The organism is Flammeovirga yaeyamensis, assembly GCF_018736045.1.
GTDB classification, from domain to species: Bacteria; Bacteroidota; Bacteroidia; order Cytophagales; family Flammeovirgaceae; genus Flammeovirga; species Flammeovirga yaeyamensis.
Window position 1 is genome coordinate 1,866,505 of sequence record NZ_CP076133.1, and the last position, 26,748, is coordinate 1,893,252.

Genomic DNA, 26,748 nt, shown 5'->3' on the forward strand with positions numbered 1-26,748 from the left:
ACACTCAATCGAGCATCCATTTTAAATTGATGAATGTCAAATGATACAAAGAGAGGTGAGAAAACCCCACCCCTGAATAGATTGATTTTTAGAATACTAAACGAAGCAAACTAACGCACAAACCAATACTGACCATGCGATTGATAATATGCGATTTAGTGATTTAAGTTTCATTAGGCTTGTTCGAATGTGACAGTGTCATTGGCTAATAGAATAGTACCATATGAAACTAGGAATACAACCGAGAATGTAACACCAAGAATGGACAAACCGACAAGTGGTTGGACCAAAGTGGCTGCGATGAATCCTGGATTACCAATCACAGTTCCCACGGTTGACACGGTTGCTGCTACAGCTGACGTTTTCGTAGCGTTTTTAGGATCTTTCGCTGTGTTGAAGATGCGTTTAACACCTTCCCAAATCGTTTTGAATAGATCTTTCATTGTATTATAAATTTAATAGAATAATCTCACCTTGTATGCTCTGCCAGTTACATCTCCTACATGTTTGCATCACTTGAGTTGTTGATGGTTGTCCGTCGACAACACTTACACAACAACCGTTGATGTTATGATACGACATCACGTCGTGTCCATGCTCGGTGCACTTACCTCAGAGGCTTTGACAACAAATCGTACAGACCCACTTACTAGTCAAGTCTTATCGTTAGATGTTATCATCGGAAGGTTTCTTGTTTGGAAATAACGAGGTCACACACCCTCGTGCCGTTGACTGCATCGGTAATACTTGATGCGACTTAGTATATACAACTAAACAGATTGGATTTCGTAACCTCTCCAACTAGCCAACGATAACTCCCACTGTGCTTGGTACACATCAGCGTTAGTTTCAACGTACATGTTGTCAAAGTTTGAATTATCCAATACACTTTCAGCATGTAATACATGTGATGCAAAGTCAGCTAATTGACTCTCAGTATAACCATAGATGTTATGAGCATCTTTTATGATGTTATTTGTAGCTAAATCAGTAGCTAAATCAACATCATGTGAATTATTTACAGGAGTCATATCGTTATCCATTGCTGGCGTTTCATGTGATGTGTTAAACCAAGCTTGAGCCCCTGCAAATACACCTGCAACTGCAGGAACTACAAAATGACCAAATGCATAAACGGCTGCACCAGCTACGATTGAAAATGCAACGGCTTTAGCTGCAACAACTGCTACTGTTTTAACATCGTCTCTTTTAAAGAAATTTATAGTAGCTTCTTTAGTTGACTTGAAATTTACTTTGATTGTATTTAATAAGTTTTTCATGATTGATACCCATCTGGGCGATTAGATTTTAATAATTTATTACTACAGTTTAGATTGATTTTTTACCTTTGGGCTGCGATAGGTTGTAGAGACCCATCGCATTGGCTAATACTGATACGTCACACGTAAATAGTCTTCTACTCTGATGAAATCGAAATCAAAACGACGGGCTAGGTCGATTAATGATTCGTTCGAAATGAGTGGTACACCATCACGAGAACGTGGAAGATTGATACTTGCTTTAATTACCGACACAAGCAGGTCGTTACTTAAATGTTTCATGAGGAAACGTATTTAAAGATTTGATAATTAATTAAGTATTGATCTTCCTGTATCTCCCAAAGATTTTATTTTAAGCTTGATTGGCAGCAGCTTCACGTAAAAGTTCGACGGCTGATGCTTCTGTTTCAGGGTAATCCATGATATTGTCAAGGTAGAACCACATTGCAATGTCAAGCTGTTCAGCGTTCATAAATTCGAACTCATGTTCGCCAACAACGATTGTGTTGTTGGAATGGTTTAACGCTACGTTTAATACGTCGTCGATGATATCTAATTGATTTTCCATGATTGATTAATTTTTAATTGTTGCAGTTTAGATTGATTTCTACAACGAAAAGAGGCACTGTTGTTGCAATGCCTCAATCGTTGAAAACAATTCGAAGCTGTGGTAGGTTTGTCAAGCTAATATTCTATCACATGTATTGAATACATGTTTTATGAATTACATCAATAACCTCATCATCTCTTGTTGTTGCGTAACAAGCGATGATTTGATTAGCTGAAAGCATTCTTGCGAAAACTTCGATTTGACGTAACTCACGAGCGATTGAATAAGTGTTGTCCACCATCGTTCGAATGTTAGTTGAGTAAGTACTTTACTATTGGGTGACTTACTCGTACAACCCTCACCTACTGTTGATGTAAGTGAGGGTTTGTTGTTTAATTGAAGTTTGACATAAATAGGCGATACAAACCTGACGATTTGATTTCATCTCTTGTTAATTCAACATTACTTGGCACATCGAAATCGCCTTGTAGATACTCAACGATGTTATCTACTTTAGTGATATTGTCACCAACAATATGAGCAATTGCTTCATCCACACGTTTCTCATATGGATTCTTCATATCTCTATTGATCATCTTAATCATGTTTTCGTTGAATTGAGCTCGCATGATAGCATGTGACATCTCATGTGCGAATAATGAATCAAGTTTGTCATCCGAGATGTCTCGTTTGGCGATTGCGATGTAGTTGAATACTTGGTTGTATGAAGCATCAGCAATAGAGCTGTCTTCATTTTGAAAGCCATCAAGGCCAAACATACATACGGTTAACGGCTGCATTGCATTGTTTGCATATGCTTGCATTAATCTTAATATGTTTGGTTGCTCGGTGAAGTATTTCATATAATTTGGTTGCATGAAATTAAATGCTTCATTTGATTCACCCTCTTTACGAGATTCCATGATTTTATTTACAATTGCGTTTTCAATATCTCTGATATTTGCGATTACCTGGTTTGAATTTCTTGTTGTCATGATGATTTAATTTTAATTGTGATTAATGTTTGATTGAATGACGAGAAGGGGTATACCCCCTCTCATTCTTTAAAGGCGATACGCTTATCGTAATCGCTGAACAGTTCGTAGATGATTTCATGTTCGTCACTTGGAGTAAACTCGTCTATCTTTAGACGATGTTCCACACCTCTAATCGAATAGATGATGTGTGTGAGTCCTATGACGTACTTAACTTCTGTCTTGAACTCGTTGAATGTGATTAATTTATTCATATATTAACTGTTGTAATAAACTATACAGGCATGTTGTTGTTGTATCTAGCTTTTTGAGAAGCTGACATTGGGAATACTGTTTTTAATACTCCTTCAACTGAGAATATGAATGCCATGTCGTTTATGTTTATAGCTACTGCACCGTATGAATCCACACCAGCAACTCTATGACGTAAGTCTATCAAGTTTGCTACTTGTGGTGTATTTAATGCATTGCTTAATTTTCTTCTTGTTGCATCGAAGTCTAATGAATCGTCTCTTCTTTCCATGTATCTTTCGACTGCGTGTGATGATACTTCACCTAATTGATTTAATGATAATGTTGTCATGATGTTGGCCCTCGTGGGTAATTGATTGTTGATTGAATGATTGAAATGAGTTTAAATGCAGAAAGGCCACCCCCTTGCGAGAGTCGCCTATCTAATCTGATTTTTAATTGTACTTGATGTTTTATTTGTTGGCAATTATGCGTTTGCCACTAACGTGATTAATGATGCTAGCTCTGTTGCAAACAGTACTGATAACAAGACCGGCACAGATACGCATAATTCACCGGCTAACGCAACGATGAATGGTACTGATCCAACGAATGGTGTTAATACCAACGTAGTTGTTACTGCTACAGCACAAACAATCTCTGTTGTTGATGCTGTTTCGAAGAAATCTTTAACAGCTTTAACGACTGTTTTGATTGATTTTAATAACTTTTTCATATGATTGCCCCCTATGGGGTGTTTATAATTTTGATTTGATTAACTCACTTTGTACGCTCTATGCACTAAGGGTTCAATACGAATGGTCACTGCTAATTACATCTAGGCGCTACCTAGCTTGTGTTCACTACATGATTTCATCCACCAGTCATGAGATTTAACTCAAACGTATGGTACGTGTGTATTGAATTGGCCCTAATACATAAAGACTCTCATTAGACAACTAGTCACTGGTCCACCCCCTCCGTTTTAGCTTGGGGCATCCTGCGTGTGACTTAGTGTGACAATTGTTCGCAACACAATTGCTAGTCTAACGATCCTAAAGTTTCTATACTTTGATCTCAGATTTAACTGATTTTTGAAGACTGTGTCGGTACGACTTCGACACGATTAGCGTTGGGTGGTTACGCTTTGGCAACTTTAACCATAGTTAAAGAGAAGTAGAATAAACTGAATACAACTAACGTGTAACCAAGTGTTATTGATGTACCAAACACAACTGCGGCTGTAGCTACAGCTGATACTACTGATACATTAACTTCTTGTTCTTTAACCTCTACTTTTGCAGTGAATACTTCTTTTACTGCGTTTACGACTTTGTTTATGAAATTTTTCATGATCTTTTTTCTGTTTTGTTTTAATATTGATACACCTAGTATAGTGCCTTGTTTTAATAAGTTGAATGTGACTTTGACCATACTATCAACAGCAGGCTCAGTTGCTAATTTGACTTTTAATTCATCACATTGTTCTTGTGTTAAATCCAAAGACAAGTCTTTAACTAACTTATCAAAGTCGTTTACTTTGTGGTAAACATCTCTCAATTGAGATAATGTGTTTTCATCTTTTACTATTTTGTTAAACTCTATTGTTGTCATGTTTTGATCCCCATACGGGTGGTTGAATATTTTAGAATTTGATTGAATTTTGACACCCCTATACGGTTACGAACCGTAATTACGCACGATGCTAGGGGGTTATTAATTAGTCTAATAACTCGTTGAATTTGGAAAATTCGTCTATCAATAGGTTGAATACATGCACCAAAGCAACTGTATTTTCTTTTTCAATGAGTTCGTCTAAAGACTCGTCATCGTCTTCGACGTTTACTTCTAACTCTTCAAGTTTAAGTTCTAATACTTTGAACTTGAATTGTAGTAGAAGATTGTCATTGTCTTCCATTACAGATTCGATTATTTCAACATCTGTCTTAGTTACCTTAGATACTTTCTTAATGTCATTAACATGGTGCATTAATTTTGCAACTAATGATAGATTGACTGAGTCTATTGAGACTTCTTCTTTTGAATCTAGTTTTGAGAATTGTTCTAACAAATCAAAAGTGCTGTCCAGCATTGTTATGATGATGTATTCTAACTGCTCTTGTGTAGTTTTATACAACTTAGTGTTACCTTTACATACGTTTGCGAACACTCTAACTACATCTCTTTTTAATTGTTTCTTTTGTTGTCTTGTTACGTTTTTCATGATCTTATAATTTTAATTGTGATTAATGATTTCCACTGTTAACTGATTTTTCTAACTTTGTGTTGAGCCAACCGCAGTATGGTGTTCGTTATTGGTAAACGACGTAGCGGCTGACTCTCAACCAAGTGTCACTTACCTCCAACAGAGGTCAGACGACTTGGATTTCTTCAATAAGCAAATGGACTAGATGTTCATGTACTTGTCATGGATTCGACAGCGTATAGCATCACCCATACCACCTGAACACTGCCACACAATGGTGACGAGTTCATTATCGGATAGCATGGTAGCTAATGGATACGAATCTTTAATTGACTCTAACATATTGGTAGTGTCTTGTGAATTGGAGCAAGTCAAGCCTAATGATCTGCTGGAACAGTTCGTTAGGCTTTTCTTTTAATGTTGATACTAATCTTCTCAACTCTCCCTCCAATCGAAACTGATTTTCTAAAAGATCCCCCTACGTACATGGCGAAAAAGTTTTTCCGAACACGAATGGTTTCAGAACTTTAGGTATAGGGGGGGGATGACGAGAGTTCGAAGATACGGGGAGTTTCGGTAAGATACTCCCATGATTACAACCTCACAGAATTTTTTCGAACTTTACCCACCTGAAAATAAACACATTACTTGGGGGTTGAAGGTGGGGGGGGCTTTATATAATTATATAGAAGACTGGGAGATCGTTATTTTAAGTACTATGTTTGTGTTCAACCGCAATCAAAATTAAAACCTAATGGACACAAAATTATATCAAATTTCAGACGACTTCCCTGGTTACTTTATCAACAAGCAAGGACAAGTTTGGTCAGAACTTGCCGACACCTTTCTCTCACCTGCAATGAAAGGAGCTGCATTACACGTTCGACTTCGCGTTAACGGTAAACGTGAACGTTATGCAGTTCCTTTACTGATGCTTAAAGCGTTCACACGTTTGACGAAACTACCAAGTGGTTACAAATACAAATATCTTGACGGTGACGCATCAAATTGCGCGTTATCCAATCTCGATATGTATAAACCTGAACGCAAGGTTGTACCAACTCGTAAGCACCTAACGTTTAATGATATTGACGTTAGTGAATACATCGAATTGTTGGATGGTGAAAAGTGGAAACAAGTTGATGGCAAAGAAAAGTATGGCATATCCAATAAGGGTCGTGTGTTTAGTGTAAGTAGATCAAGACTGATGAAATCGCACGTCAATGATGGAGCATTATGTGTAGGCACTGTTAATGGCGATATTTATCTCCGACGTGGAGTCATTATACATTTCGTTGATCCTACCTATGAGCAGTCAACACATTCTGTCTATTTCAAAGATGGCAACCACCATAACTACGATGTCGACAACATGATTGTTCGTAAGCAGTCGTTGACGTTTAACGAACTTCGAAAGTTAATGAATATACCGCATGAGAAGGGTGAAATTTGGAAGCAGGTATATGGCGCATCAGCGTACGGTGTTAGTAATCACGGTAGAGTGTTTAATGTGCATACAGGCGTTTTAAAGCTAGGCGGTAGACTTAAAGATACAACAGTAAAAAGTGAAAGGTATTACTTTAGAACAAGCCTGCGATTGGATAATGGTATTATACGTAGTGTAGGTGTTCACAAACTTGTCGCACGTATGTTCATTGACTTTAATTATATACAGAAAGGTTTAGTTGTTGATCATATTAATGCAGATGACACGTTGAATAACCATGTATCTAACTTACGTGTAATCAAGCCAAGGCATAACGCCACACGAGCGAAAATTGGAAATAATAAAACGGGATATCTAGGTGTAGAGCAGTTACGTTCTGGGTTGTATCGGGCGGTAATTAGGGTCAATGGTGTTAAACACAAATCAGAAACAGTCAACACAGCGCACGAAGCTCACGAGCTCTACCTTGATATGTACGAGAAACAAACAGGGCATCGTAATATTTATTGATTTTCCCTCAAATAATCAGCCGAAAAAAGTCAATTTGCTCCTTTTGGTAAGCTGTTAGATTCGACCGGGGGGTAGGTCGATTTTCTCAGAATTGACGGGGTTGTTTTTGAGTTCCTTAAACCGTGAACACGCTCAACCATGTTTCATGCACAGTTTCATTGTGCATTATAACATTATTCGGTAACTTAGGTGTGAGAAAAAAAGATTAAAGAGCAATAGCAGTCGAACTCGTCGTTTAGGTTTCTAGCCGACGAGTTTTTCCTATCTTGCAACATCCTTGATCATCGACCAGTCGTCGGTGCAAGCTTTCATATTATTAGTGGCCTCAGCAAGAAATTGTTGAGGTTTTTGTTTGTAATAACAACGTTTACACATTGCAGCGAACGATGCTATATATTATCTTCGAAGCGAGATGAATAAACAAACAAAATTCATTCATTTGTTATTGTTGTGAGCCTGAATCACTCACAACGTCAGTTTTAGTTTTGGAGTTAGTAAAGGTTGTCAATCATATTTTCAATTTTTCTTCTAATTGTTGAAATTATCGCCAACGTTGAACAGACCGTTGGCGTTTTCATATACGTCATGAAGTCATGAATTGGGTAAAGAATACTATAGCATAGTGAGAATAGCGAATTAAGTAGCGTGAATTAAGTAGCAAATAGGTATAAGTGAAACCGTCTGACTTTGTCGTTCGACTTCATATTGAACATTTAGAATATCAAACAGGTAAGCCGTTGGAATTGAGAACTTCAACGGCTTTGTTATTACCAATAATATTTCGGCTTCGGTTTCTTCAGGCGAATTTCCTTGGGCAAATGCTTTGTTGTTTTGCGTTTGCCGTGATCCGCTGTTCTGTAAGCGTCGGTATGAAATTGATGCATTTTGCAACTTGTGCAGACGAATACTACGATCAATAGTGCTACTTTCATTCTAGGGGATTTTATATTCAATACGTGTTCCGGAACCGTTCTCTTTGAGTAATCTACCTCTCTCCGGCGGTTTATTAATTACTCGAAATCGTTGCTGCTCTGTGACGTTCAACTCTCGTTTACGGTGAATTTCGCCGACTGTTTTCGATTTTGCATGTTTACCACTACGCATGATATCGTCAACTGTTTCTGTCTTCAAGCGTTTTGCATATTGCCAGACGGTCTGACGTGATATTTTGATGCCAGGAAACTCTTTCTGAATCTCCTCAAAAACTTCAGTAATTGAAAATCCTAACGTCAGATAAATCAGGCATTGTCGCTTAGCTGCTGAAGGAATTAGATTCTTTGCCATGTGTTTGTTTGATGTTTGGGCCAATATAATAACCAACGTCGATGTAACCTAGCATCACCGACGTTGGTGTGTTACTACCAACCGAAGTTTGATTTAGGTTCTTCACCTTCTCCGAAACCACCAAAATCATTCGATGCACTTGTTTTGATGTTGAACTGCTTTTCAAGATTTAAAAGTTCAGCTTGTTGCTCTAAAGTCTCGTGGGTAAGTCGCTCGTTTGTTTGTACGAGGTTGTTAATCCTTGCATCTTTTAGACGGTCTATGACAGTACCAACAACCTCAACTTCTTTGTTGAATGCATTTTTAGCATCTTCAACGGGGTTTGTTGTGTCAAAGTAACCTTCGAATATCTCAGCGGGGACCTCACCTACTGTTACTTGATTTTGATGTGATTTTGCAATGTGGATAAGAACTCTTAATTCGTCGTTTGTTAGATATAACATGTATTTTACTTTTGGTTTTTAATTAGAATAATTGCTTTTCAATAATTTGAGCACCGCCTTGTTTCGCCATTTCAGAGTTATAACGATTGATCAAATTGTTTCTCGTAATAAAGTTATGTATTTCGTTGTAAAAACGTTGCGTTAGACGTTGTGTATCGTTCCCGGAATCGTGTTGTCGATATACAAACATGTCATACTTTACAAGAAACTTTTTATTGATGTGCCAGACTTCTTTATGCTTACTGCTCAATACTCCGAAAAATCTCAAAAGCTTCTCTAATTCGTTTAATGTGATTGAAAAACTTTGAGCAAGTTCAGATTTAGTGAATGATTTCTTCTTGCTAGTGTCTACAATATAATTTGAAAGCTTTGTGTATTCGGTCAAGTTTTTCTGCTTTTCTTCATCAAGCTTTACGTTTAATCGAGCGTTGACACTATGCATTAAATTTGTACGTGCCTGTTGTTGCATCATCTGAAACATCATGTTAGTTTGTTGAGCAACTGCGGTCGCTACCTGTAATGCTGTTTGCGATGTTTGCTGTGATACCGACATCATTTGTTGCATGATCGCATCCTGACGATCTAATTTTTGCATCATTTCAACATTCTGTTGGTACACATCGTTTGGTGTTACTTGCGGAGTTTTGAAATTAAATCTGTTGAATGATTGCTCAAATTGACGTTGAGATTCTTCGTAGTCGATCAGCTCTTGACGTGCTTGGTGTCCTTTTGCCGTTCTTGATGCAAGACAGACTTGTTTTGCTGTGTTGATAGTAATAAATACGACTTCTGTAGTTGAATTATCTTTCGGTGAAAGTCCATGTTTTATTTTCCACGCTCTTTTATCATCAAGTTTTGCGTCCGAGTGTATTCGGTCACAAAAATAATCTACATTCTCACATAGGAACGGGTTGTTTAAAACCATTCGTTTAATGTTGGTTGAATAATCCTCTTTACGCATTTCAAGAATATCATTCAACAAGATGTTACCTTGAATACCTTCAACGCCTAGTTTTGACAAGTTTGTTAGATGTTGGATTATGCCTGTGGTGTTAGACTCCCAAGGCATTGTTTGCTTGAGTATTTTCATTTCTTATAAAATAAAAAAGGGTAACGTTGGGAGCAACACATTTTTGTAATCAACATTGCCCAACATTACCCTAAAAATCTTTACTATGCTGCTATTATTTTAGCTGATTACAGCACAACATTAGCGATGAAAATATTCACAAACAATAACGAGAAAAAGTCGAAATGGTTATACGGTATAAGTATGCAAAGGTGGTGAAATTTTAATTTAATTTCGATTGCTTAACATACGATAACGATTCGACAAAGCGTACAATTTCGACGGTTAGTTATCTTCGTACGGTAAAAATAAATAAATCATTCATGGTTAGAAAATGATTTTGTGGTTGTATCAACCTCTATTTTTCAAATAGTTCACTTTGTAGCCGTTAGTTTTCTTCACAGGTTTTCTAACGGTTCTTTTTTATTCAATATCTCCGTTTGGATCGCCAAACAAATGCCCACAATCCAGAACATCTCCAAGTGGACTCTCAACCTTGATATTAGGCAGTCGCATTTGAATCTGCAACGACCACTGCAACAACTCTAATGCACCTATTTCATCGTTTGATAACTCACGTCTGAACGACCAATTCAACTGTTGAAGAACTATCAAATGTCGATGTGGCAACACTAATCTTGGATCGTTTTGGAACGCCTCGATGAACTTGTCGGTCAACAATATGAGCGTTGTTTCATTCTCGTTCTCTTGATCACTAACTCGACCCCTTTGTTGGTCCAAATGTAAGTCCATCATCGTATTGTCAAGGTTGGTATTGCCAATAGCTTCGAGCAGAAGTTTCTGCTCCAACTCTGTAAATTCGAAGTGTGTATTTGTAATTTTCATGCTTATTCCTGGGGCAAAAATCATGCGGTATATCTATTCATTTTACCGTTAGGTTTCATTCGATTATCTTCAAATTTGTTAGCTTGAAAGTCTCATTTTTATAGGGTAGCTTTGAGCGTAATCGTTAGACAATCCGGTACGGAAGACCAAAACGATCTAACGGTTCGTTCGACCTTTCCTTTCCAACCAATTGAGAAGAAACAAAGAAATGGCCAACCAACCCGAGCCGACAGGCGAAGGACATCTGAACACTACTAACGAACTTCAGTGTTTTTGACTTGACAACAACTTGATAACACGAGGCGAATCCAAACGGGTTCGTCTTTTTTGTTGTCAAATATTCGACGGCTTTAACAATCTTTCATGTTTCCTACTGACGGCTTAACAATACTTTCTCGTTATAGACTAACGTTGCGATCTACTCTTCATCAACTTAACTGTCAACTTAGCGGTTCGCTCGAACGGTTTATGATAATTTGAATGTAATGAAGGTGTAGTTTGATGTAAAGTTTCAGCGATTTGGTTGACAAGTTATGTAGGTTATCTTGTTATTTCTCTAACAAGTTATTATTGTTAAGTGCGATTCAACTGACGTTGGCGATTAATTAGACGCTATTTGATCGACAGCTTATTATTGGATTTGACGGTTTAACTAGCGATTTGATGATTCTAAGATTCGACAATATCATAAGCTGCGGAAACGCACGCAGCGACGAAGGAGCGAGTACGGATAGATGTACAATTTCCAAGCAAGGTAATCGTTCAGATAACGCATCTGCGACTGTTATAGGAATAACCAAGCGTTCAACTGATTGTTGGACGTTGACGAGTTAGCTCAATTAAACGACATGTTGTTGGTTTGAGATTCTACAACAACGTTGGAGATATTTTTGAACGACGACTGATTGATGATTGGAAGCGATATTTATAAGCAACTAAGGCGAGAACGCTGCAGCAAAACCTAGATTCTACGACATAGATATCTAACACAACAACAAAACAAACAAGGAGGATGTTGATGGTGGCGGTGGGTTTTGCCCCGTCACGTCAATCGTCACGTCAATCGTCAATCAACACGTTCGAATCATCAAGTCAACGTCAACCTTCGACGTTCAACTATTTACCTCGTATCAAAATCGCTGGCGCTCTTGTTCCACCTCTGTTATAATTTTTTTGATCAAAATTCATTGCTTGAAATTCTTCGATTAGAACACCTCACTTCGTCGGCCCCTATTACTATTTTAGCAGATCGACGTGTTTTCGGTCAAAATTGCCCTGTTTTTTTGAAAATTCATATGCCCTCTCGGTATCAAAAACGCAGGTCGGTTCAAAAATTTCAAGGCGTTCGGTCAAAATTGCCCTGTTTTTTTCCTGTGTTTTAGGTGCAGTTAGGCGATTTTAATTGTCGTTTGATTGACTTGAACGTACCTTCACTTGCATGTAACGTTGGGTGTAACGCTTTTAACTCGACGAGTGTATCTTTGTAATTGAGATTCGGATTGACGTTGAGAATATCTTTCAACGCATCAGATGGTTTTATGTGCAAGTCTTTGTTGTAGTATGTATTCCTACAAGTCCTCTCGTTAACTTTAAAATACTTCGCAATCTCACCAACGTTGGCGTATGGATTCTGACGTTGAAATTCATGTACAGCAGCTTTTGAAAGTTTCGACGAGTTTTTCTTTTTTTCAACGTCACGTCGCCTTCTTGAAAGTTTCTCACGAACGTTACGAATTTCATCTATCACCTTCTTATCCTCCTCGTCAAAATCTAATGTCATGTAATTAATGTCTTTGTAATACTCCTTATAATTAGTTTCAAGCTTTCGATGTGTCACATATTCGTGAAGATGATAATACTCGTCTGCATGCATTTGTAGACAATTCAGCTCGTTTGTTAATTCGTTGACGTAATCGCTATGTCCAGTTCGTATTTTCTCGAAACAATCAATCTGCTGTTTATCGGCGCCTCGGTCACGCTTGCAGTTTACGTTGAATAGTTTAATTGCACGGTGTTGACCTCTTGCTAATCTACCTAAAAATTGGATCTGCTTCTCAGCACTACGTAAGTTCAAACTAATTGCTGTATCAGCGTTACTAATATCAACGCAAGTCATGAAAACTGTAGTACAAACAACAACGTCATATTTTTGTGGGATTTTACCTTTTCGAAGTATGTGCTTGTAATCTGCATCTTCTTTATCGTCAGCGCAGAAACTTCTAACTCTGAAGCCATATTCAGTTAGTAGTTCAACTGCTTCATGCATCTTATCAATATCGTTAATTAAGATCAACCCTTTTGTGACTGAACCTTTCAGATCCTTGTAGTTACATATCGCGAGGTAAATAACAGTAGCGAGCGAACCTGTCACATTTCTCGCCTCTATGTCACGACTTGCGACTTGACGATCGTAATGTTCTTCATCTCGCCTTACATGAATCTTATATGCACCTAAGAGTTGTTCAAGTCCGTAGGTTTCCTCTGCTGTCATAAACAGTGTGCTTACTCGATTCTTTTGAAATACATTCAACATAGCGTCAAGTTCATCAGCAGTTGTTTTGTTGCTTTTTGCTACAGATCGAAGTTGATGAATTTCATCTAGGATGATAATGTCAGAACTAGTAAACGTGTTTCTTAAAGACGCAAGTTGCTGTAATGTTAGTGTGTAAACTCCATGTGTCAGTTTAGAATCACCGCTTATTAACGTATGTTTCAATCGCATAAACTCGCCGTGTTTTGAATTGAATACTGATAATTCATGACCTGTAGTTTTTAACAACTCTTCTCTGAATCTAAACAGAATATTGTTTTGAGCGCCGGCAATAAATACACGACTATTTGGTAAATGTTTGATTGCATCAATTGCAAACTGACAAGCAAAATGTGTCTTCCCTAAGCCTGTACCTGCGTTGAGTAGTATTCGATTTTGGTACAAACTGCTTCTAAAATACTTGCAAATTTCTTTATACGCAGACATTACGTAGTCGTTAACTACCAATGTCGAACCTGATTCGAATCGAACCTTTGGCTCAAGTTTGGCGATAGCATTGACGGTTTCTGTAGTTATCTTAGAACCGATTTCGTTTAAAGTCTTTTGCTCTTTTTCAACTTGTTCTTTGATAGATAGAATCTTCATTAAGCGATCTTTTAAGGTTTATTAAAAAGTTTCAAGACCACCAAGATCGAACAAGGAATGTTATTTGTTATACCCATGTTAGAGATTTTGTTGTTCAGGCAAAGAGTTTTGCTTTTTCCTTGTTCGGTCTTTCTGGCCACCTCAACCCTCAACAATATCCAAACCGTTTCAACTTTGGAAAATCACATTTAACATACGTTTTGAACGTAGGCGACTAACTCTGACGAAACCATAAAGGGTCAATCTCAGGGGGAACTGACCTAGTCATCACGCAAGTTCCACTTCTGACACTACGGAACATAAAAAGAACTCTAAGAAGTAGCAATCAAGGTATGAAGTCAGAAGCATATTAAGGTTGTTACTTTTTTATTTTTAATGTGACATGACAAAAGACGAGATTGAAAAATTAAAATCTATAGCTAAAGTATTCATGTTAGAGCACGATTTATTGAAGATCAGCGAATTTACAGAAACGGTAATGATTAAGAAGCTCGATCGTGCAGTTGAATATACACATTGTGTATTTGACCGTAAAATTGACGAAATCAATTGGGATCTTATAGAAAATCGTTTAAATATTATTCGAGTAAAATCGTTTTCTATAAATCAGTTAAAAGACAAACACCCGGATAATATGGTTACGGATATGGTTGATGAATTACTGACAGACTTCTCAGAACGTGAGTTAAAAACTGTAGATAGAACTGGAAATATAAAACACCTATCTGTTGTACAATGTATTCACCGCATACATATTGAACTTACAACAAAATTGATGTTCTTCTTCTATAAACATCCTAAACTTAATATTAAAACTACGGGGTCTTATTGCGACACTACACGTAAATGGTTAGTAGGTACATTATCTTACAATGACGGTGACTCTGTGCGTAGTTTGACTTTAGATGAGTATGCATACAAGAGCTATTACGAAGACATCTTAGACAACACAATACACGAAGTTGATTTCAAAACCAAAAAATTAAAGTAAAGCATCAAGATGAAACAAGAAGTAAAATTACGAGCACAGCTAAAATCAAAATACCTTAACACATTTGTTATCAATCGACAATCAGTCGAAGTGACTTACAAAGCGTTGATCATTATCAGTCAGTCAGCCGATATCCGAACTGGCGAATCAATGTGGAATGTTCAGAAGCTTGTTAAGATCACAAAGTTGAAAGATCCTATCAACGTGTTAATACAAAAGTTTAGCGATATGCGATGTATCGTTAAGGCAGAATTGGTCAATGACGATAAATTCGTTAAGGTAACATTCGACCGTACTTGTCTTGATTTAGTTGTTGATTTAGAGCAAGGCCTTGAGCAATTTTCGGTTGAAGCTCCATCACCAACTACCGCCGACAAAGATGATCGACCAGTTCCACCGACACCTGCTGAAACTCAAGCGACATTGGCTGAGTATGAAGCTTCAATGAAGCAGCATGACACCACATTCGATTCGGTGAATCAACCTGACGTTGCAGCTGCTCCCCCAACTTCTCCAACGCCTACGACATCAAATGATTGGTCGGCGTTAGCATCTGAAATTGATACACCATCAGAGTACCAACAACCAACATCCGAGTTTTCTGAACTGATGTTGCAGATCGACAAGGTTCTAGCGAAGACTACGCAAGGAGCGTGGTTCGACCTCGACATTACCTTGAGTAACGACAATGCGGGAGAAGTAACAACGGGTATTACAACGACGACGTTTAAAGCTGAGTTCGTTGAGGACGACATATCGGTAAGTGCAGTTGATAGCAGAGGTAACATCTATCAATTGACGAAAGACCCAAGTTATAAAATTCAACGTACCATGGTCGGCAATGGCGTTTCGATGATTTCAAACTTACCTGGTCTTGCTCAGCGACAGTCGATAACTTATAACGGTTTCATTCGACAGTTGCTTTTTGGAGAACAACTATTCGCAACATTGTTGAACGCTTTTACGCGTGGTCAATTAGATTTCATTCCTGAAGATTGTACGCAGTATAACCCGGCTTACTTCAATGCCTTGTCACAGCACATCATCAACAATAAAAAGAAACTAGCAACTGTTACGACAAGTGCGAAATTTGAAAGTGGAAACATAATTTTTGAATCATGAAAATACAGAATGTACAAGAGCAAGCTCCTATTAATGGAGAACAATATGGACACAACGAAATCCATGATATGACAAGTCGTATCGCTAACGTCGATGTTACAGTAAACTGTGAAGTCAAGGACGATAAGTTCAAATTCTACTTGAGTTCAAGTAGCTCGGTAAAGATTCCTTTTCACGAGATGTTGCATAATCCAGTTGTGATGTCAGAAATCTCAACAAAAGAGTTTGTCGCAAGGTTAGTCGACTACGGAACGTTCTTGACGTCAGAGCGATTTCCTAAACAACGTGTTATACTCTATTTCAGTTTTGACGACGAACATACGTTCTCTATCGAGCAAGAAGCTACAGATAACATCGTTGCGACTGTCTGTAAGTACGCTCACCATATCAAGCAGCATGAAATGGCTGTTCAGCTTCAACTAAATGTTTGGCAACAAACGGGTAAGATCTACTGCAACGCTTCGTTTGAGGGGAAACGACCTGAAGACAATTTAATCGAACTTCCAAAGTGGGAAAAGAAAACTACGCCTGTGACTGGCAAGACCTTTTGGGATAGTTCAGCACAGGTTTCTAAAGTACTTGAAACTTTACATAATCTATTCAACTAAAAAGAAAAGCCGGCACAACTAGCCGGCTTAACATTTCAAGGACAACAAGCGTATGCTACCCATCGTCCTTGCTCGTTCATGAAAGTTACAGTTCTCACTGTAGGAGTGTCATCTTAGACCAAGATTTAACATGCGGTAAAGCTAATAAAAAAGAAGCACTCCAACACTATACCGTGCTAAGGTGCTTCCTCGGAATATTTCTAAAACAGTCAAGTCGGTTTGCTTACATAGAATATGCTTTAGCTGTGAAACAATTATTTTCATCAAATGTAAACAAATATCAACACGATTGTAATGGTTGTATGATTTTTGTTTCTTGTTTTATGAATCGCATTAGTTAATTGGCATTGCTGATCTGGTTCTTTTGAGTCCTTTCCACCAAGACCTTGTCGTGTTAATCACGTTCAAGGTCTTTTTGTTTGTAGACATCTCGAACGATCCGGTTGACTTGAACGACATATTCAGCAAGGTTTGCAAGAACAAGAAATCTTGATATGACGCGAACACACTCAAGTTGCGACGTGTTAATCTTCAAATGTTTCTGCGCTTCTAATTCGATAAATGATCTGACTTTCTTTCTCTGCATTTTACTTGATTTTATCTACAGTTGTCGAAAAGAATAATGATACAGTTGATTCAGTCAACTCAGTTTCTTTTGCAATCTGTTTAATGAAATCGTCATGATGCTTCTGTGCAGCAGCTACAACTTTATCGTAGACTTGTCGATTGAATAAACGTTTCAATTCTTGATTCATCGTTATACGTTGTGATTTAATCGTCGTCATAAATCGTTGAGGTTATGTGTTTTTAAATTTGATTTTACGTAAAGATATGAACGAGTTGTCATATGTTCAAGTTGATTTTTAGGGTAAGAAAAAACACCCATCATTGACGGGTGCATTTTTAATAAAACCAATTCGGGCAATTACGACTGGCCCGAATAAAACTATTGGTGCAATATTAACATACTCAACGCAGCCCAAATAGAACAAAAGTCATGTTTGATGTCAAGTGTCTGAGTATCAACTCTTAGTAACTAAGTTAAATTAGAGTGAGATTTTAAAATACTGATACTCAACGGGCTTAATTTTAAGCCCGCAGATAGGACTGCGAAATTTTCCGTAGTCCTATTTCTTCTTCAAATTATAGTATTTTGATCAACATCAAACTATTTAAGCATTATAAAAATCCTTCAAAACAATGTAAAAACCGATGGGGTAAATAAGCCCAACGCTGATTATCAGGTACTTATTAAATATATCTGAATTGCTTAATATTCAATTATTCAAATCAAGTTCTTCACGTTATGGTCGAAGTCGTCGGTGTCGTGTATTACGGCATATGATTCAAGTGATTTAATATTGTTGTGTCCACTGTATTTTATAATCACATGAAGTGGTACTCCTGCTCGAATCAATCGTGTAATGAATGTATGTCGGCTTGAATGCATTGTAACAAGATCGCATCTTCGTTGTGTTGTAACTGAGTGTTTCCCACCTCTTGAATCAACCATCTCAACCAATTCATCAAAACCGAGCATTTCGAAAATCAGTTTGATACATAGGTTCAACTTCTGTGGTTGGCATATGCGTAGAGATCCATCAATCACTTCACGAGCAATAGATAACGAGGTTTCGTTCAATGGGATCTTAACTTGGTTCAAGGTTTTGATTTGATACTTTACGATGAACCACTCACCATTCTGCTCCAACAAATTAGAACTGTTTAGAGATCTGATATCCGACATACGCAAACCTGTCAAACAGCCTAACAGAAACACTTTACGAACTCTCTCCAACCCTTTCCGTTTGAATGTATAGTCTTTTAATTTAGCGAGTTCTTCATCAGTTAGGACCACTTTGTAACGATCAACGTGTTTCAATCTTTCTTCAACTTTATATTCAAGATTTCGTGTTTTGATTTTAGCAGATACACAGTAGTTCAAGAACGATGTAAAGATCTTCATGTATTCGTTTACAGTTGAGTTGGACAACCCTTGTTTCATCATATAGGATTGAAACTCTGTTGACATCGCAACGTCTACATCGTCAACTTTCGAAGAAGTATTAAAGTGACCTTTCATATGAGCAAGGAGATTCTTGAAGTCATTAACGGTACGTACTGCAACTCGATCATACTTGTAAGTCATGAACTTTGAGTAAGCTTCAAAAATGTTGTCAGCATCGAGATTTGAATATGCAGACTTCAACATCTTAGTGGTTACGGTTGTGTATTTCTCGCACAGTTCTTCAGCAAGTTCTTCATACCTAGATCGCATCTTCTTCAACTTCAAATTGAGTTCGATTCGATTGATGTTAGGTGCTTTCACCTTCTCGGTTTTAGGGTTCCATTCATTTATGGCAACCGTTATACCGGTGGTAAATCTCAGGCGTTTTTTATTTACGTAAAACTCTAAAAAGATTGAAGATTTTTCTTTGTCTATGTCTTTGTAATATAATTTTGATTGCATGTTAGGTAATTAAAATCGTGACAGTGATCGTGACAAATCTAAAAAATTCCTATGCTAAATATCAAATACTGTAAAATGTGGTAAAAAATATAACAACTCAATATCAATACTTTATGATTCATTATGGTTTCACTATCTTTCTGTTGAAAATGAATCTCAATTACTTATTGATAAATACTGCATACATTGCTTATTAAATATGACTCAGAATAAATCAATCCGCACCTATTTTGGTGATGTTAAACCCACAGGTTGGATGTACAACCAAATCAATCACGATCTTCTTCATGGCTTCGTTGGCAAATTGGATCAAATGGTTCCTGATCTTATTGTTGAAGATGATATTTACAATAAAGATAGATTAACGCGTTTAGTAAAATCTAAGGATGTTGGAGCAGTGAATTCAGAAGGAGAATGGAATATTCAATTCCTTTGGTGGAATTCGGAAACCCAATCCAATTGGTGGGATGGATATATTCGACATGCCTTCCTTTCTGGAGATCAGGACAGTATAGATAAAGTTAAAAAGTATGTGGATGACAAATTAAGTTCTCAAGATGAAGATGGATACATAGGTGTTTATGGAACAGATTTGAGATATCAACATACTACAGAAAATGGAGAACTATGGGCAAAGGCGAGCTTATTTCGTGGATTAATTGCCTATTACGAAATCACCAATGATGAACGTGTTTTAAAGGCTTTGCTTCGTGCCATGGACAATACCATGGAAAACTATCCTATTGGAAATTCCACACCTTTTAAAACGGACAAACCCTTTGCCGGTGTAGGTCACGGTTTGACTTTTACGGATGTTTGCTTCCAATTATATAACATCACGGGTGAATCAAAATATTTGGATTACGCTGTCTTCTTATTCGACGATTACAATAGGCATCAGGTTGAAGAAGAAGATATCTTGATCAAAAACTTGATGGATGAGGAGTATAAATTCAAAGGTCATGGCGTACATACTTATGAACATTTAAGAAGTTTAGTGGTAGCCTATGAACACACCAAAAAATCAAAATATAAAAATGCATTAGAGGCTTATCTTCAGAAATTGAGTATTGCTGAAAGTATTAGTGGTGGACCGATTGGAGATGAGTGGGTGTTTGGTCGACATGCTCATTCTGAATCGACAGGTTATGAGTATTGTTCTATCCACGAATTACTCGATTCCTTTACATTGTTATTACACTACGACAAAGACAGCCTTTGGGGAGATAAAATTGAATGGTTGTTCTTTAATGCTGCCCAAGGGGCTAGACATCCAGAACACTCTTCTATTGCTTACTGTAAAAGCGATGACTCCTACTCTATGTGTGGGGAAATTAATAGTGAAACGTGTGAGGAGACCAAAGAAAATCGATTTAAATATTCGCCGGTACATAAAGATGTTGCGGTTTGCTGTGTTCCTAATGCTGGAAGAATTCACCCTTACTATGTTCAGAATATGTGGGCAATAGAAGGTGATGAAATTTATATCAATTTATATGGGCCGTCTATTTTTTCTACAGAAATTGAGGGAAGCGAAATTGTTTTTGAGCAAGTCACTAATTATCCTATTGAAGATAAAATCATTATCAAGGCAACATCAAATAAACAAGTTGATGGTCAATTGATGTTGAGAGTTCCAAAATGGGCAAAAAACTTTAAAATCAATGGTGAATCTCCAAAGATCAACAAAAAAGGGTATGCCGTATGGAAAGGACTTATTGATAATGAATTGAGTTTGACGATTGAAATGGGTAATCAACCCGCTGCATTTAAACATACAGAAGGAACTTACTTTGCTTATGGACCACTTTTGTTTGCTCTTCCATTAGAAGGTAAAGAAGAAAAAACCAAAGAATGGGGTATCGAAGGATTTTATGATTCAAAATACCAATATACAGATGATAGTTTGAAAGAGGCCGTTTGGGTTGAAGGAAGCGAATTGAAGAAAATTGACAACTCAGGTGCTCACTATTTGGACCAGGTAACCATAGAAACCTCATTAAAGGTTGATGATGAAATTAAAATCAAATCTTTAGTACCTATTGGTAGAACAGTACTAAGAAAGATTACATTTTAAAATTTATAAATCAGACTTATATTGAATAATAGATGATAGGATGTTTTAAAACTTCTTCCTATCATCTATTCATTTACAACTACATTGCATGTACACGATTGGTTATCTGATAATTGCAATTTCAGATTTTTGAATGTATTTTGTTTTTCAAAATATTATTCATCAATTTTTCTTTACTATGAAATTCAATCTGAAATTACTTCTACTACTCTTTTCTACTTCATTATTTTTCTTTTCCTGTGGAGGAAACCCCTCTGAATCAGAAGAACACAAAGCTTTAATGGCTGAACATGAAAAAATGCATGAGGAACATAAAAAAATGGAAGCGGAACACAAACAGATGGAAAGAGAACATCAAGAAATGATCGCTGCTCATGAAAAACTTAGTGGAGATAAAGATGAAGCACATCAATCTATTGAAGCTAAACACACAGAAATAATTGCGAAACATGAGGCATTAATCAAAAAACACCATGAGGTGTTAATGAATCACGAAAAGCTTGTAGAAAAACATGGCAATGGTGATATAGATTTAGCAACCCTCAAAAATGAGCATGCTAAAATGGAAAAAGAACACCATAACATATTGATGAAAGATCATATGCTAATGGAAAAAGATCATGCAATGATGAAAGCCGAACATGAGAAAATGTTAGCGGAACACGAATAATTAAGATATGAAAAGAGCACCCGGACGGGGTGCTCTTACTGTTTTAGAGAGCTTGTGTTAAGCAGATAGTTACTCTTAAATGTCTTGTATCCATAACTTGTTGAATAAAGTAGAACCAGACAAAGTCCGATTCTACTTCCATAACAAACTACTTCTACTTATTCTGTATTTTTATATTTGGATTAGCATCAAATTCTTCTTGTGGAATCTGTAATAACATTCTGTAATCTTCTGGATCAGTTTTCATTACAGCAGCTAATACTTCATCGTGACTAGAATTTGTTCTATCCAAACCAATTTTCTTTCTTAAGATATCGAGCATTCTGTGGCCTTCACCCCATAGTTCAACTCTTCTCTGTAAATCAATTTCTTGTTTTAGTGCATCTCCTGTTAAGGAAGAAACATCTTTACTAGCATCTCTTTGTGCCACTAATTCTTGAAGTAAAGTGGCAGCGGCGGCATCTTGACCTAATTCTGCTTTCGCTTCAGCTTCTATTAATAACATTTCTTCTGCTCGCATTAAAACATAATCTGCAGCCCAAGTTGACGGTTCCTCCATCACAAATTTATTGTACATGTAAGGGACTTCTGTGTAAGGTTTGTCATCAGATATATTATTAGGATCTACTACCAACGCCTTACGAACATCATCATCCCCTAATTGATCATATAATACTTTACTCATACACTTTTGTGCACCTAAAGAAGCATAGTTATAAGCCGTATTATCCATATGAGAAAAGAAGGAATTGTAGGTAGTTTTCTGTTCCGCATTCACTTCCATTCCCCAAATCCAACCGTCAGATTTACTTCCTTTTGAGAAACCATAACTGTATTTACTTCCTGGTAAAAGGTCAAACCCACTTCTTGCAGCACTTGCATATTTGGCGGCATTATCCCAATCATTTATTACTAAATAAACTCTGGCAAGAATACCATCAGCGACATGTTCATCGACATTAGAAATATGTTTTGGAGTTTTCCCTTTCAGTAACTTTTGTCCTTCTGCTAAATCAGACAATACCTGATCATATACCTCTTGAACTGTTGCTCTATCTTTTGGAGTTGTTTCTGCTACAGATGGTTCTGTATATAAAGGGACTCCAGGAGCATTTTCATGACCTTTATAAGTAAACTGATACATTTGTACCAATTTAAAATAGAAGTACCCTCTCAATGTTAATGCTTGACCACGAACATTATCAATTTGATCTTGATCTCCATTCATGTTTTCAGTGGCATTAATTACCTCATTTAAATTGGCGATGTTGCCATAGTAGTAGTACCAAACAAAGTAAGGACGTCGGTAAGAGGCTAATCTCGATTGCCAATTGTAATCGCCAATAAAGTAATTGTGACCTCGAGAAGCAGGATATAAATCCTCTCCTTTGATATCATTACCTATATTCACCGCTGTTTCACCAAAACTATCATGACTATCGTTTTGGCCTTTATACATATTTCTATACACACCGTTTAAGGCTACCTCAGCCCCTTCTGGCGTGGATAACAATTGTGTCTTCGATATGGAATCTGAAGGCTGACGGTCTAAGTAATCGTCTGAACAAGATGTAGCCAAGGCTAATGTTGTTGCTAGGATTACTGCTTTATATATATTTCTCATTGTGATGTTCTAAATTAAAGTGTAAGATCTAAACCAACTGAAATTGTGCGTACAGGAACATAATTGTAGGATGTTATCCCTGATCGAGCTGGATTGATGTACAACCCTTGTCGTTGTGTTGAATACCAGATATTATCCGCTGTGATGTACGTTCTCATTGATCCAACTTTTAACTTCTTCACCAAATTCGGTTGGAAGGTATACCCCAAGGTGATGTTTCTAATACCGAAGTAAGTTGCATCAGTTAAGAATCTAGAAGATCTTTTATTGACATTAGAATCGTCTCTTGCTTCTAATCGAGGTATATCAGTAATATCTCCCGGTTTTTGCCAAGCCCCGTGAAGATCTGTACTCATGGCCTGACCATAAGACGGCATCATTAAATTGGCATAAGTATTATCATATATTTTACCTCCTAAGGAGAAGGTCGCTAAGATGCTTAGATCAAAACCTTTATAAGAGAACATGTTATTAATTGATCCTTGGAAATCTGGAATCGCTGATCCAACCACTTTTCTAGAATCATTTAAAGCACCATCATAATCTGTCGTCTTCTCACGTTCACCGGTTGGATTTCCTTCAGCATCCATTACATTTCTCCAATAAAGTGCATCTCCTGTTTGTGGATCTACACCAGCATAATCCACCAAGTAGAAATCATAGATTGAATTACCCACTTTCCAAAGTTTCGTACCGTTTATAAACTGATCTTGAGATAGCTCTGTGATTTCATTGTAGACTTTCGAACCTATGAAACCTACCGTCCAGTTAAAACCTGAAGGGGCTTTAATGGCATCATAGCTCAGTGAGATTTCTATACCTTTATTTCTTATTGCACCCACATTTTTTGTCACTGAATTAAATCCTAAGGAAGGAGCCAAAGGTTGGTCCATTATCAAGTCTTTTGAGTCTCTGATATAGTATTCTACAGTACCACTTAGTCTATTGAATAGTGCAAAATCAACTGCTAAGTTGGTAGATACGTTTTTCTCCCACATCAAATTTGGATTAGATAAAGAAGTTAACTTGCCTCCATTTGCAGAGGCATTAGAATAGCTCATATCATATAAGGCATCCCATGGATAATACACTTGATTTCCATCATCATCAGTTACACCCTCGTTACCAACAACACCGTAAGAAGCTCTTAATTTTAGATCATTTACCCAAGAAACATCTTGCATAAAGTTTTCTTCAGACACTCTCCAAGAAGCTCCTAACGACCAGAACGATCCCCATCTTGACTGTTTACTAAATCTTGACGATCCATCTTTACGGAAGGAAGCATCCACAAAATACTTTTGATCAAAGTTATAACCTACTCTACCAAAGTAGGACTCAATAGCATGTTCGTTAATATATGAATTGGCATTTTCTGTATTCGATGCCGCTGCCAATTCTGTTAAACCAGAAATAGGATACCCAGATCTTGTGGCATGTAGATAATCATATGAATATTTATAATTCTCATGTCCTAAAGTCACGTTCACACCATGACGGTCGGCAATCTGTTTGTGATAGGTTAATACTTGGTTAAATGTATAAGATTGTCCTAAAGAATTTGTTTTGTATGATCTACCGCCCACTGCAGATGCATCACCAAATTCTTTGTTCTGTGTTCTTCCAGAATTAGTATAAATGATATCTGTAGAGATATTCGATTTAAAATTGAAATCTTTTAAGAAATCAATACTAATAAAACCTCTCGCTCCTAAGTTATGTCTTTTGTATCCGTTTACATCCAATTGATTCACTGCTACAACGTTAGTCATTGGAGCAAATGGTCTTGTCTGACCAAGAGTTTCACCAGATCCAAAATCATACATTCTATTACCCTGATCGTCATTGATAATATTACCTTGTGCATCTCTTGCATAAACTGGATAAATAGGACCCATTATACGTGTGGTATAGAATGGATTAGCCATAGAGGTTTTTGTTGCACCAATCGATCTTGATTTCGTATAAGCATAGTTTAAATTTGCTCCAACTTTCAACCAAGGTTTCACATCTGTATTGGCTTTTACTCTAGTCGTTAATTTTTCGAAACCAGAGTTGTTTACTATACCTTCTTCGTTTAAATATCCTGTGGAGATAAAATAGTCTGAATTTTCATTACCACCGTTAATTGATAAGTTATACTCCTGACGTTTAGCCGTACCGAACATTTCCTTTTGCCAATCATCAGAATACAATAATTTAGCATTTGGATTTAAGTGGCCATTTTCGTCTAATACCTCGTTATTAGGAACATTGTAAGCATTATATTTTAGTTCTTTATCAATTAAATTATGCTTTACATAATCTCTAATATCTGCTTCCGAAGCGTTTGGATCTGCCGCTTGAATGTCATTCTTATAGGCTTGGAACATCAACTCATAATATCCTTTTTCATCTACTCTATCGTACTCTTTAAATGCACGTTGAGAGACTCCATATCTTGCTGAAAAGTTGATGGTTGGTTTATTATTTTTACCATTCTTTGTGGTAATCATAATAATACCATTTGTAGCTCTAGAACCATAAATTGCTGTACCTGAAGCATCTTTTAGTACAGAAAATGATTCAATATCTTTAGGGTTAATAGCGTTAAGAGGTCCGTCGTACGGTGTGCCATCCAAGATAATCAAAGGTGATTGAGATTGGTTAATGGAAGAAAAACCACGGATATTGATATTTGGAGAAGAACCTGGTTGACCTGTAATTCCTGTCATAGATAAACCCGGTACGGTTCCTTCTAACCCTGCAACAGGATTGGATGTTTGGATATTTTCTACTTGTCCTGCATCTACCATTGTTGCAGAACCTGTAAAAGCACTCTTTTCGGACGTGCCATAACCAATAACTACTACCTCGTCTAATTCTTCAGTATCAACCGGCAGTGCCACATTAATTGTAGATTGGCCTCCTACTGGTATTTCTTTGCTTTGATAACCAACAAAACTAAATACTAAAACATCCTGATCATTTGATGATTGAATATGGTATTTACCATCAATATCTGTAATTGATCCTTTAGTGGTTCCTTTAAGTAAAACAGTTACGCCTGGTATTGGTTCGCCTGTTTCTTCGGTCACCTGACCTGTTATTTGCCTCTCTTGCGCCCATGCACTTGCAACTATGCCCAGAGAAAGCAAGATGATAGATTGAAGTTGCTTGAAATTTAACATCTGGTTTAATTTCTATTTA

The 26,748-nt window shown here is 37.1% G+C and carries 26 protein-coding genes; 7 read left to right on the forward strand and 19 right to left on the reverse strand.

What is annotated here, in order from left to right:
- The first annotated feature begins 261 nt into the window (after positions 1-261).
- Positions 262-453, forward strand: a complete 192-nt coding sequence (locus KMW28_RS27240) for a hypothetical protein (RefSeq protein ID WP_215585922.1) — start codon at positions 262-264, stop codon at positions 451-453.
- A gap of 317 nt (positions 454-770) precedes the next feature.
- Here the strand turns inward: KMW28_RS27240 and KMW28_RS27245 are convergent, their stop codons facing one another.
- The 10 genes from KMW28_RS27245 to KMW28_RS27290 form a co-directional block, all read right to left on the reverse strand.
- A complete protein-coding gene (locus tag KMW28_RS27245; protein ID WP_169665489.1) occupies positions 771-1,280 on the reverse strand; it encodes a hypothetical protein in 510 nt (169 codons plus the stop codon).
- 105 nt (positions 1,281-1,385) lie between these two features.
- Positions 1,386-1,562 carry a hypothetical protein gene (locus KMW28_RS27250; protein WP_169665490.1) on the reverse strand — a complete coding sequence of 59 codons (177 nt, stop codon included), beginning with the start codon at positions 1,560-1,562 and terminating at the stop codon, positions 1,386-1,388.
- Positions 1,563-1,632: 70 nt separating this feature from the next.
- A complete protein-coding gene (locus tag KMW28_RS27255) occupies positions 1,633-1,848 on the reverse strand; it encodes a hypothetical protein (RefSeq protein WP_169665491.1) in 216 nt (71 codons plus the stop codon).
- Positions 1,849-1,975: 127 nt separating this feature from the next.
- Positions 1,976-2,131, reverse strand: a complete 156-nt coding sequence (locus tag KMW28_RS27260; RefSeq protein WP_169665492.1) for a hypothetical protein — start codon at positions 2,129-2,131, stop codon at positions 1,976-1,978.
- A gap of 91 nt (positions 2,132-2,222) precedes the next feature.
- The gene (locus KMW28_RS27265; RefSeq protein ID WP_169665493.1) at positions 2,223-2,825 is read right to left on the reverse strand and encodes a hypothetical protein; all 603 of its coding nucleotides are present in this window, start codon (positions 2,823-2,825) and stop codon (positions 2,223-2,225) included.
- Positions 2,826-2,887: 62 nt separating this feature from the next.
- Positions 2,888-3,079 carry a hypothetical protein gene (locus KMW28_RS27270; protein ID WP_169665494.1) on the reverse strand — a complete coding sequence of 64 codons (192 nt, stop codon included), beginning with the start codon at positions 3,077-3,079 and terminating at the stop codon, positions 2,888-2,890.
- A 20-nt stretch (positions 3,080-3,099) separates the two neighbouring features.
- A complete protein-coding gene (locus tag KMW28_RS27275; RefSeq protein ID WP_169665495.1) occupies positions 3,100-3,408 on the reverse strand; it encodes a hypothetical protein in 309 nt (102 codons plus the stop codon).
- Between the two features lie 135 nt (positions 3,409-3,543).
- Positions 3,544-3,792 (reverse strand): hypothetical protein, encoded by a 249-nt coding sequence (locus KMW28_RS27280; RefSeq protein WP_169665496.1) that lies wholly within the window; start codon positions 3,790-3,792, stop codon positions 3,544-3,546.
- Positions 3,793-4,196: 404 nt separating this feature from the next.
- Positions 4,197-4,670: a hypothetical protein gene (locus tag KMW28_RS27285; protein WP_169665497.1), complete on the reverse strand. Its 474-nt coding sequence runs from the start codon at positions 4,668-4,670 to the stop codon at positions 4,197-4,199.
- A gap of 106 nt (positions 4,671-4,776) precedes the next feature.
- On the reverse strand, positions 4,777-5,280 hold the full coding sequence (locus KMW28_RS27290; RefSeq protein WP_169665498.1) for a hypothetical protein: 504 nt from the start codon (positions 5,278-5,280) through the stop codon (positions 4,777-4,779).
- A 736-nt stretch (positions 5,281-6,016) separates the two neighbouring features.
- Here KMW28_RS27290 and KMW28_RS27295 point away from each other — a divergent pair.
- Positions 6,017-7,219: an NUMOD4 domain-containing protein gene (locus KMW28_RS27295; protein ID WP_169665499.1), complete on the forward strand. Its 1,203-nt coding sequence runs from the start codon at positions 6,017-6,019 to the stop codon at positions 7,217-7,219.
- Positions 7,220-8,152: 933 nt separating this feature from the next.
- Here the strand turns inward: KMW28_RS27295 and KMW28_RS27300 are convergent.
- The 5 genes from KMW28_RS27300 to KMW28_RS27320 form a co-directional block, all read right to left on the reverse strand.
- Entirely contained in the window at positions 8,153-8,503 is a 351-nt protein-coding gene (locus KMW28_RS27300) for a hypothetical protein (RefSeq protein ID WP_169665500.1), read from the reverse strand.
- A gap of 74 nt (positions 8,504-8,577) precedes the next feature.
- Positions 8,578-8,946, reverse strand: coding sequence for a hypothetical protein (locus KMW28_RS27305; RefSeq protein ID WP_169665501.1), 369 nt, complete (start codon positions 8,944-8,946; stop codon positions 8,578-8,580).
- 22 nt (positions 8,947-8,968) lie between these two features.
- Complete coding sequence (locus tag KMW28_RS27310) at positions 8,969-10,036, reverse strand: hypothetical protein (RefSeq protein ID WP_169665502.1); 1,068 nt, start codon at positions 10,034-10,036, stop codon at positions 8,969-8,971.
- Positions 10,037-10,438: 402 nt separating this feature from the next.
- Positions 10,439-10,861: a hypothetical protein gene (locus KMW28_RS27315; protein ID WP_169665503.1), complete on the reverse strand. Its 423-nt coding sequence runs from the start codon at positions 10,859-10,861 to the stop codon at positions 10,439-10,441.
- Between the two features lie 1,378 nt (positions 10,862-12,239).
- Positions 12,240-13,997 (reverse strand): DEAD/DEAH box helicase family protein, encoded by a 1,758-nt coding sequence (locus KMW28_RS27320; RefSeq protein WP_169665504.1) that lies wholly within the window; start codon positions 13,995-13,997, stop codon positions 12,240-12,242.
- Between the two features lie 382 nt (positions 13,998-14,379).
- Between KMW28_RS27320 and KMW28_RS27325 the strand changes: the two genes are divergently transcribed.
- The 3 genes from KMW28_RS27325 to KMW28_RS27335 are packed head-to-tail and all read left to right on the forward strand — an operon-like array spanning position 14,380 to position 16,718.
- Positions 14,380-14,988: a hypothetical protein gene (locus tag KMW28_RS27325; RefSeq protein WP_169665505.1), complete on the forward strand. Its 609-nt coding sequence runs from the start codon at positions 14,380-14,382 to the stop codon at positions 14,986-14,988.
- 9 nt (positions 14,989-14,997) lie between these two features.
- Positions 14,998-16,110, forward strand: a complete 1,113-nt coding sequence (locus tag KMW28_RS27330) for a hypothetical protein (protein WP_169665506.1) — start codon at positions 14,998-15,000, stop codon at positions 16,108-16,110.
- The gene (locus KMW28_RS27335) at positions 16,107-16,718 is read left to right on the forward strand and encodes a hypothetical protein (RefSeq protein ID WP_169665507.1); all 612 of its coding nucleotides are present in this window, start codon (positions 16,107-16,109) and stop codon (positions 16,716-16,718) included. Before KMW28_RS27330 ends, KMW28_RS27335 begins: the two co-directional genes overlap by 4 nt.
- 587 nt (positions 16,719-17,305) lie before the next feature.
- Here KMW28_RS27335 and KMW28_RS27340 read toward each other — a convergent pair.
- Together KMW28_RS27340 and KMW28_RS27345 are read right to left on the reverse strand one after the other, a co-directional pair.
- Positions 17,306-17,473: a hypothetical protein gene (locus KMW28_RS27340; RefSeq protein WP_215585924.1), complete on the reverse strand. Its 168-nt coding sequence runs from the start codon at positions 17,471-17,473 to the stop codon at positions 17,306-17,308.
- A gap of 530 nt (positions 17,474-18,003) precedes the next feature.
- Positions 18,004-19,188 carry a tyrosine-type recombinase/integrase gene (locus KMW28_RS27345; RefSeq protein WP_169665509.1) on the reverse strand — a complete coding sequence of 395 codons (1,185 nt, stop codon included), beginning with the start codon at positions 19,186-19,188 and terminating at the stop codon, positions 18,004-18,006.
- 199 nt (positions 19,189-19,387) lie between these two features.
- Here KMW28_RS27345 and KMW28_RS27350 point away from each other — a divergent pair, with 199 nt between their 5' ends.
- On the forward strand, positions 19,388-21,265 hold the full coding sequence (locus KMW28_RS27350; RefSeq protein ID WP_169665510.1) for a beta-L-arabinofuranosidase domain-containing protein: 1,878 nt from the start codon (positions 19,388-19,390) through the stop codon (positions 21,263-21,265).
- Positions 21,266-21,443: 178 nt separating this feature from the next.
- Positions 21,444-21,935 (forward strand): hypothetical protein, encoded by a 492-nt coding sequence (locus KMW28_RS27355; protein WP_169665511.1) that lies wholly within the window; start codon positions 21,444-21,446, stop codon positions 21,933-21,935.
- Between the two features lie 154 nt (positions 21,936-22,089).
- Here KMW28_RS27355 and KMW28_RS27360 read toward each other — a convergent pair whose 3' ends face one another.
- Positions 22,090-23,559, reverse strand: a complete 1,470-nt coding sequence (locus tag KMW28_RS27360; RefSeq protein WP_169665512.1) for a RagB/SusD family nutrient uptake outer membrane protein — start codon at positions 23,557-23,559, stop codon at positions 22,090-22,092.
- 14 nt (positions 23,560-23,573) lie between these two features.
- Entirely contained in the window at positions 23,574-26,729 is a 3,156-nt protein-coding gene (locus tag KMW28_RS27365) for a SusC/RagA family TonB-linked outer membrane protein (RefSeq protein WP_169665513.1), read from the reverse strand.
- Positions 26,730-26,748: the final 19 nt, after the last annotated feature.

What these genes read in the sequence shown, in the direction of transcription:
- KMW28_RS27240 (WP_215585922.1), top strand. Translation starts at nt 262, where the DNA reads ATGGACAAACCGACAAGTGGTTGGACCAAAGTGGCTGCGATGAATCCT.
- KMW28_RS27245 (WP_169665489.1), bottom strand. Translation starts at nt 1,280, where the DNA reads ATGAAAAACTTATTAAATACAATCAAAGTAAATTTCAAGTCAACTAAA.
- KMW28_RS27250 (WP_169665490.1), bottom strand. Translation starts at nt 1,562, where the DNA reads ATGAAACATTTAAGTAACGACCTGCTTGTGTCGGTAATTAAAGCAAGT.
- KMW28_RS27255 (WP_169665491.1), bottom strand. Translation starts at nt 1,848, where the DNA reads ATGGAAAATCAATTAGATATCATCGACGACGTATTAAACGTAGCGTTA.
- KMW28_RS27260 (WP_169665492.1), bottom strand. Translation starts at nt 2,131, where the DNA reads ATGGTGGACAACACTTATTCAATCGCTCGTGAGTTACGTCAAATCGAA.
- KMW28_RS27265 (WP_169665493.1), bottom strand. Translation starts at nt 2,825, where the DNA reads ATGACAACAAGAAATTCAAACCAGGTAATCGCAAATATCAGAGATATT.
- KMW28_RS27270 (WP_169665494.1), bottom strand. Translation starts at nt 3,079, where the DNA reads ATGAATAAATTAATCACATTCAACGAGTTCAAGACAGAAGTTAAGTAC.
- KMW28_RS27275 (WP_169665495.1), bottom strand. Translation starts at nt 3,408, where the DNA reads ATGACAACATTATCATTAAATCAATTAGGTGAAGTATCATCACACGCA.
- KMW28_RS27280 (WP_169665496.1), bottom strand. Translation starts at nt 3,792, where the DNA reads ATGAAAAAGTTATTAAAATCAATCAAAACAGTCGTTAAAGCTGTTAAA.
- KMW28_RS27285 (WP_169665497.1), bottom strand. Translation starts at nt 4,670, where the DNA reads ATGACAACAATAGAGTTTAACAAAATAGTAAAAGATGAAAACACATTA.
- KMW28_RS27290 (WP_169665498.1), bottom strand. Translation starts at nt 5,280, where the DNA reads ATGAAAAACGTAACAAGACAACAAAAGAAACAATTAAAAAGAGATGTA.
- KMW28_RS27295 (WP_169665499.1), top strand. Translation starts at nt 6,017, where the DNA reads ATGGACACAAAATTATATCAAATTTCAGACGACTTCCCTGGTTACTTT.
- KMW28_RS27300 (WP_169665500.1), bottom strand. Translation starts at nt 8,503, where the DNA reads ATGGCAAAGAATCTAATTCCTTCAGCAGCTAAGCGACAATGCCTGATT.
- KMW28_RS27305 (WP_169665501.1), bottom strand. Translation starts at nt 8,946, where the DNA reads ATGTTATATCTAACAAACGACGAATTAAGAGTTCTTATCCACATTGCA.
- KMW28_RS27310 (WP_169665502.1), bottom strand. Translation starts at nt 10,036, where the DNA reads ATGAAAATACTCAAGCAAACAATGCCTTGGGAGTCTAACACCACAGGC.
- KMW28_RS27315 (WP_169665503.1), bottom strand. Translation starts at nt 10,861, where the DNA reads ATGAAAATTACAAATACACACTTCGAATTTACAGAGTTGGAGCAGAAA.
- KMW28_RS27320 (WP_169665504.1), bottom strand. Translation starts at nt 13,997, where the DNA reads ATGAAGATTCTATCTATCAAAGAACAAGTTGAAAAAGAGCAAAAGACT.
- KMW28_RS27325 (WP_169665505.1), top strand. Translation starts at nt 14,380, where the DNA reads ATGACAAAAGACGAGATTGAAAAATTAAAATCTATAGCTAAAGTATTC.
- KMW28_RS27330 (WP_169665506.1), top strand. Translation starts at nt 14,998, where the DNA reads ATGAAACAAGAAGTAAAATTACGAGCACAGCTAAAATCAAAATACCTT.
- KMW28_RS27335 (WP_169665507.1), top strand. Translation starts at nt 16,107, where the DNA reads ATGAAAATACAGAATGTACAAGAGCAAGCTCCTATTAATGGAGAACAA.
- KMW28_RS27340 (WP_215585924.1), bottom strand. Translation starts at nt 17,473, where the DNA reads ATGAATCAAGAATTGAAACGTTTATTCAATCGACAAGTCTACGATAAA.
- KMW28_RS27345 (WP_169665509.1), bottom strand. Translation starts at nt 19,188, where the DNA reads ATGCAATCAAAATTATATTACAAAGACATAGACAAAGAAAAATCTTCA.
- KMW28_RS27350 (WP_169665510.1), top strand. Translation starts at nt 19,388, where the DNA reads ATGACTCAGAATAAATCAATCCGCACCTATTTTGGTGATGTTAAACCC.
- KMW28_RS27355 (WP_169665511.1), top strand. Translation starts at nt 21,444, where the DNA reads ATGAAATTCAATCTGAAATTACTTCTACTACTCTTTTCTACTTCATTA.
- KMW28_RS27360 (WP_169665512.1), bottom strand. Translation starts at nt 23,559, where the DNA reads ATGAGAAATATATATAAAGCAGTAATCCTAGCAACAACATTAGCCTTG.
- KMW28_RS27365 (WP_169665513.1), bottom strand. Translation starts at nt 26,729, where the DNA reads ATGTTAAATTTCAAGCAACTTCAATCTATCATCTTGCTTTCTCTGGGC.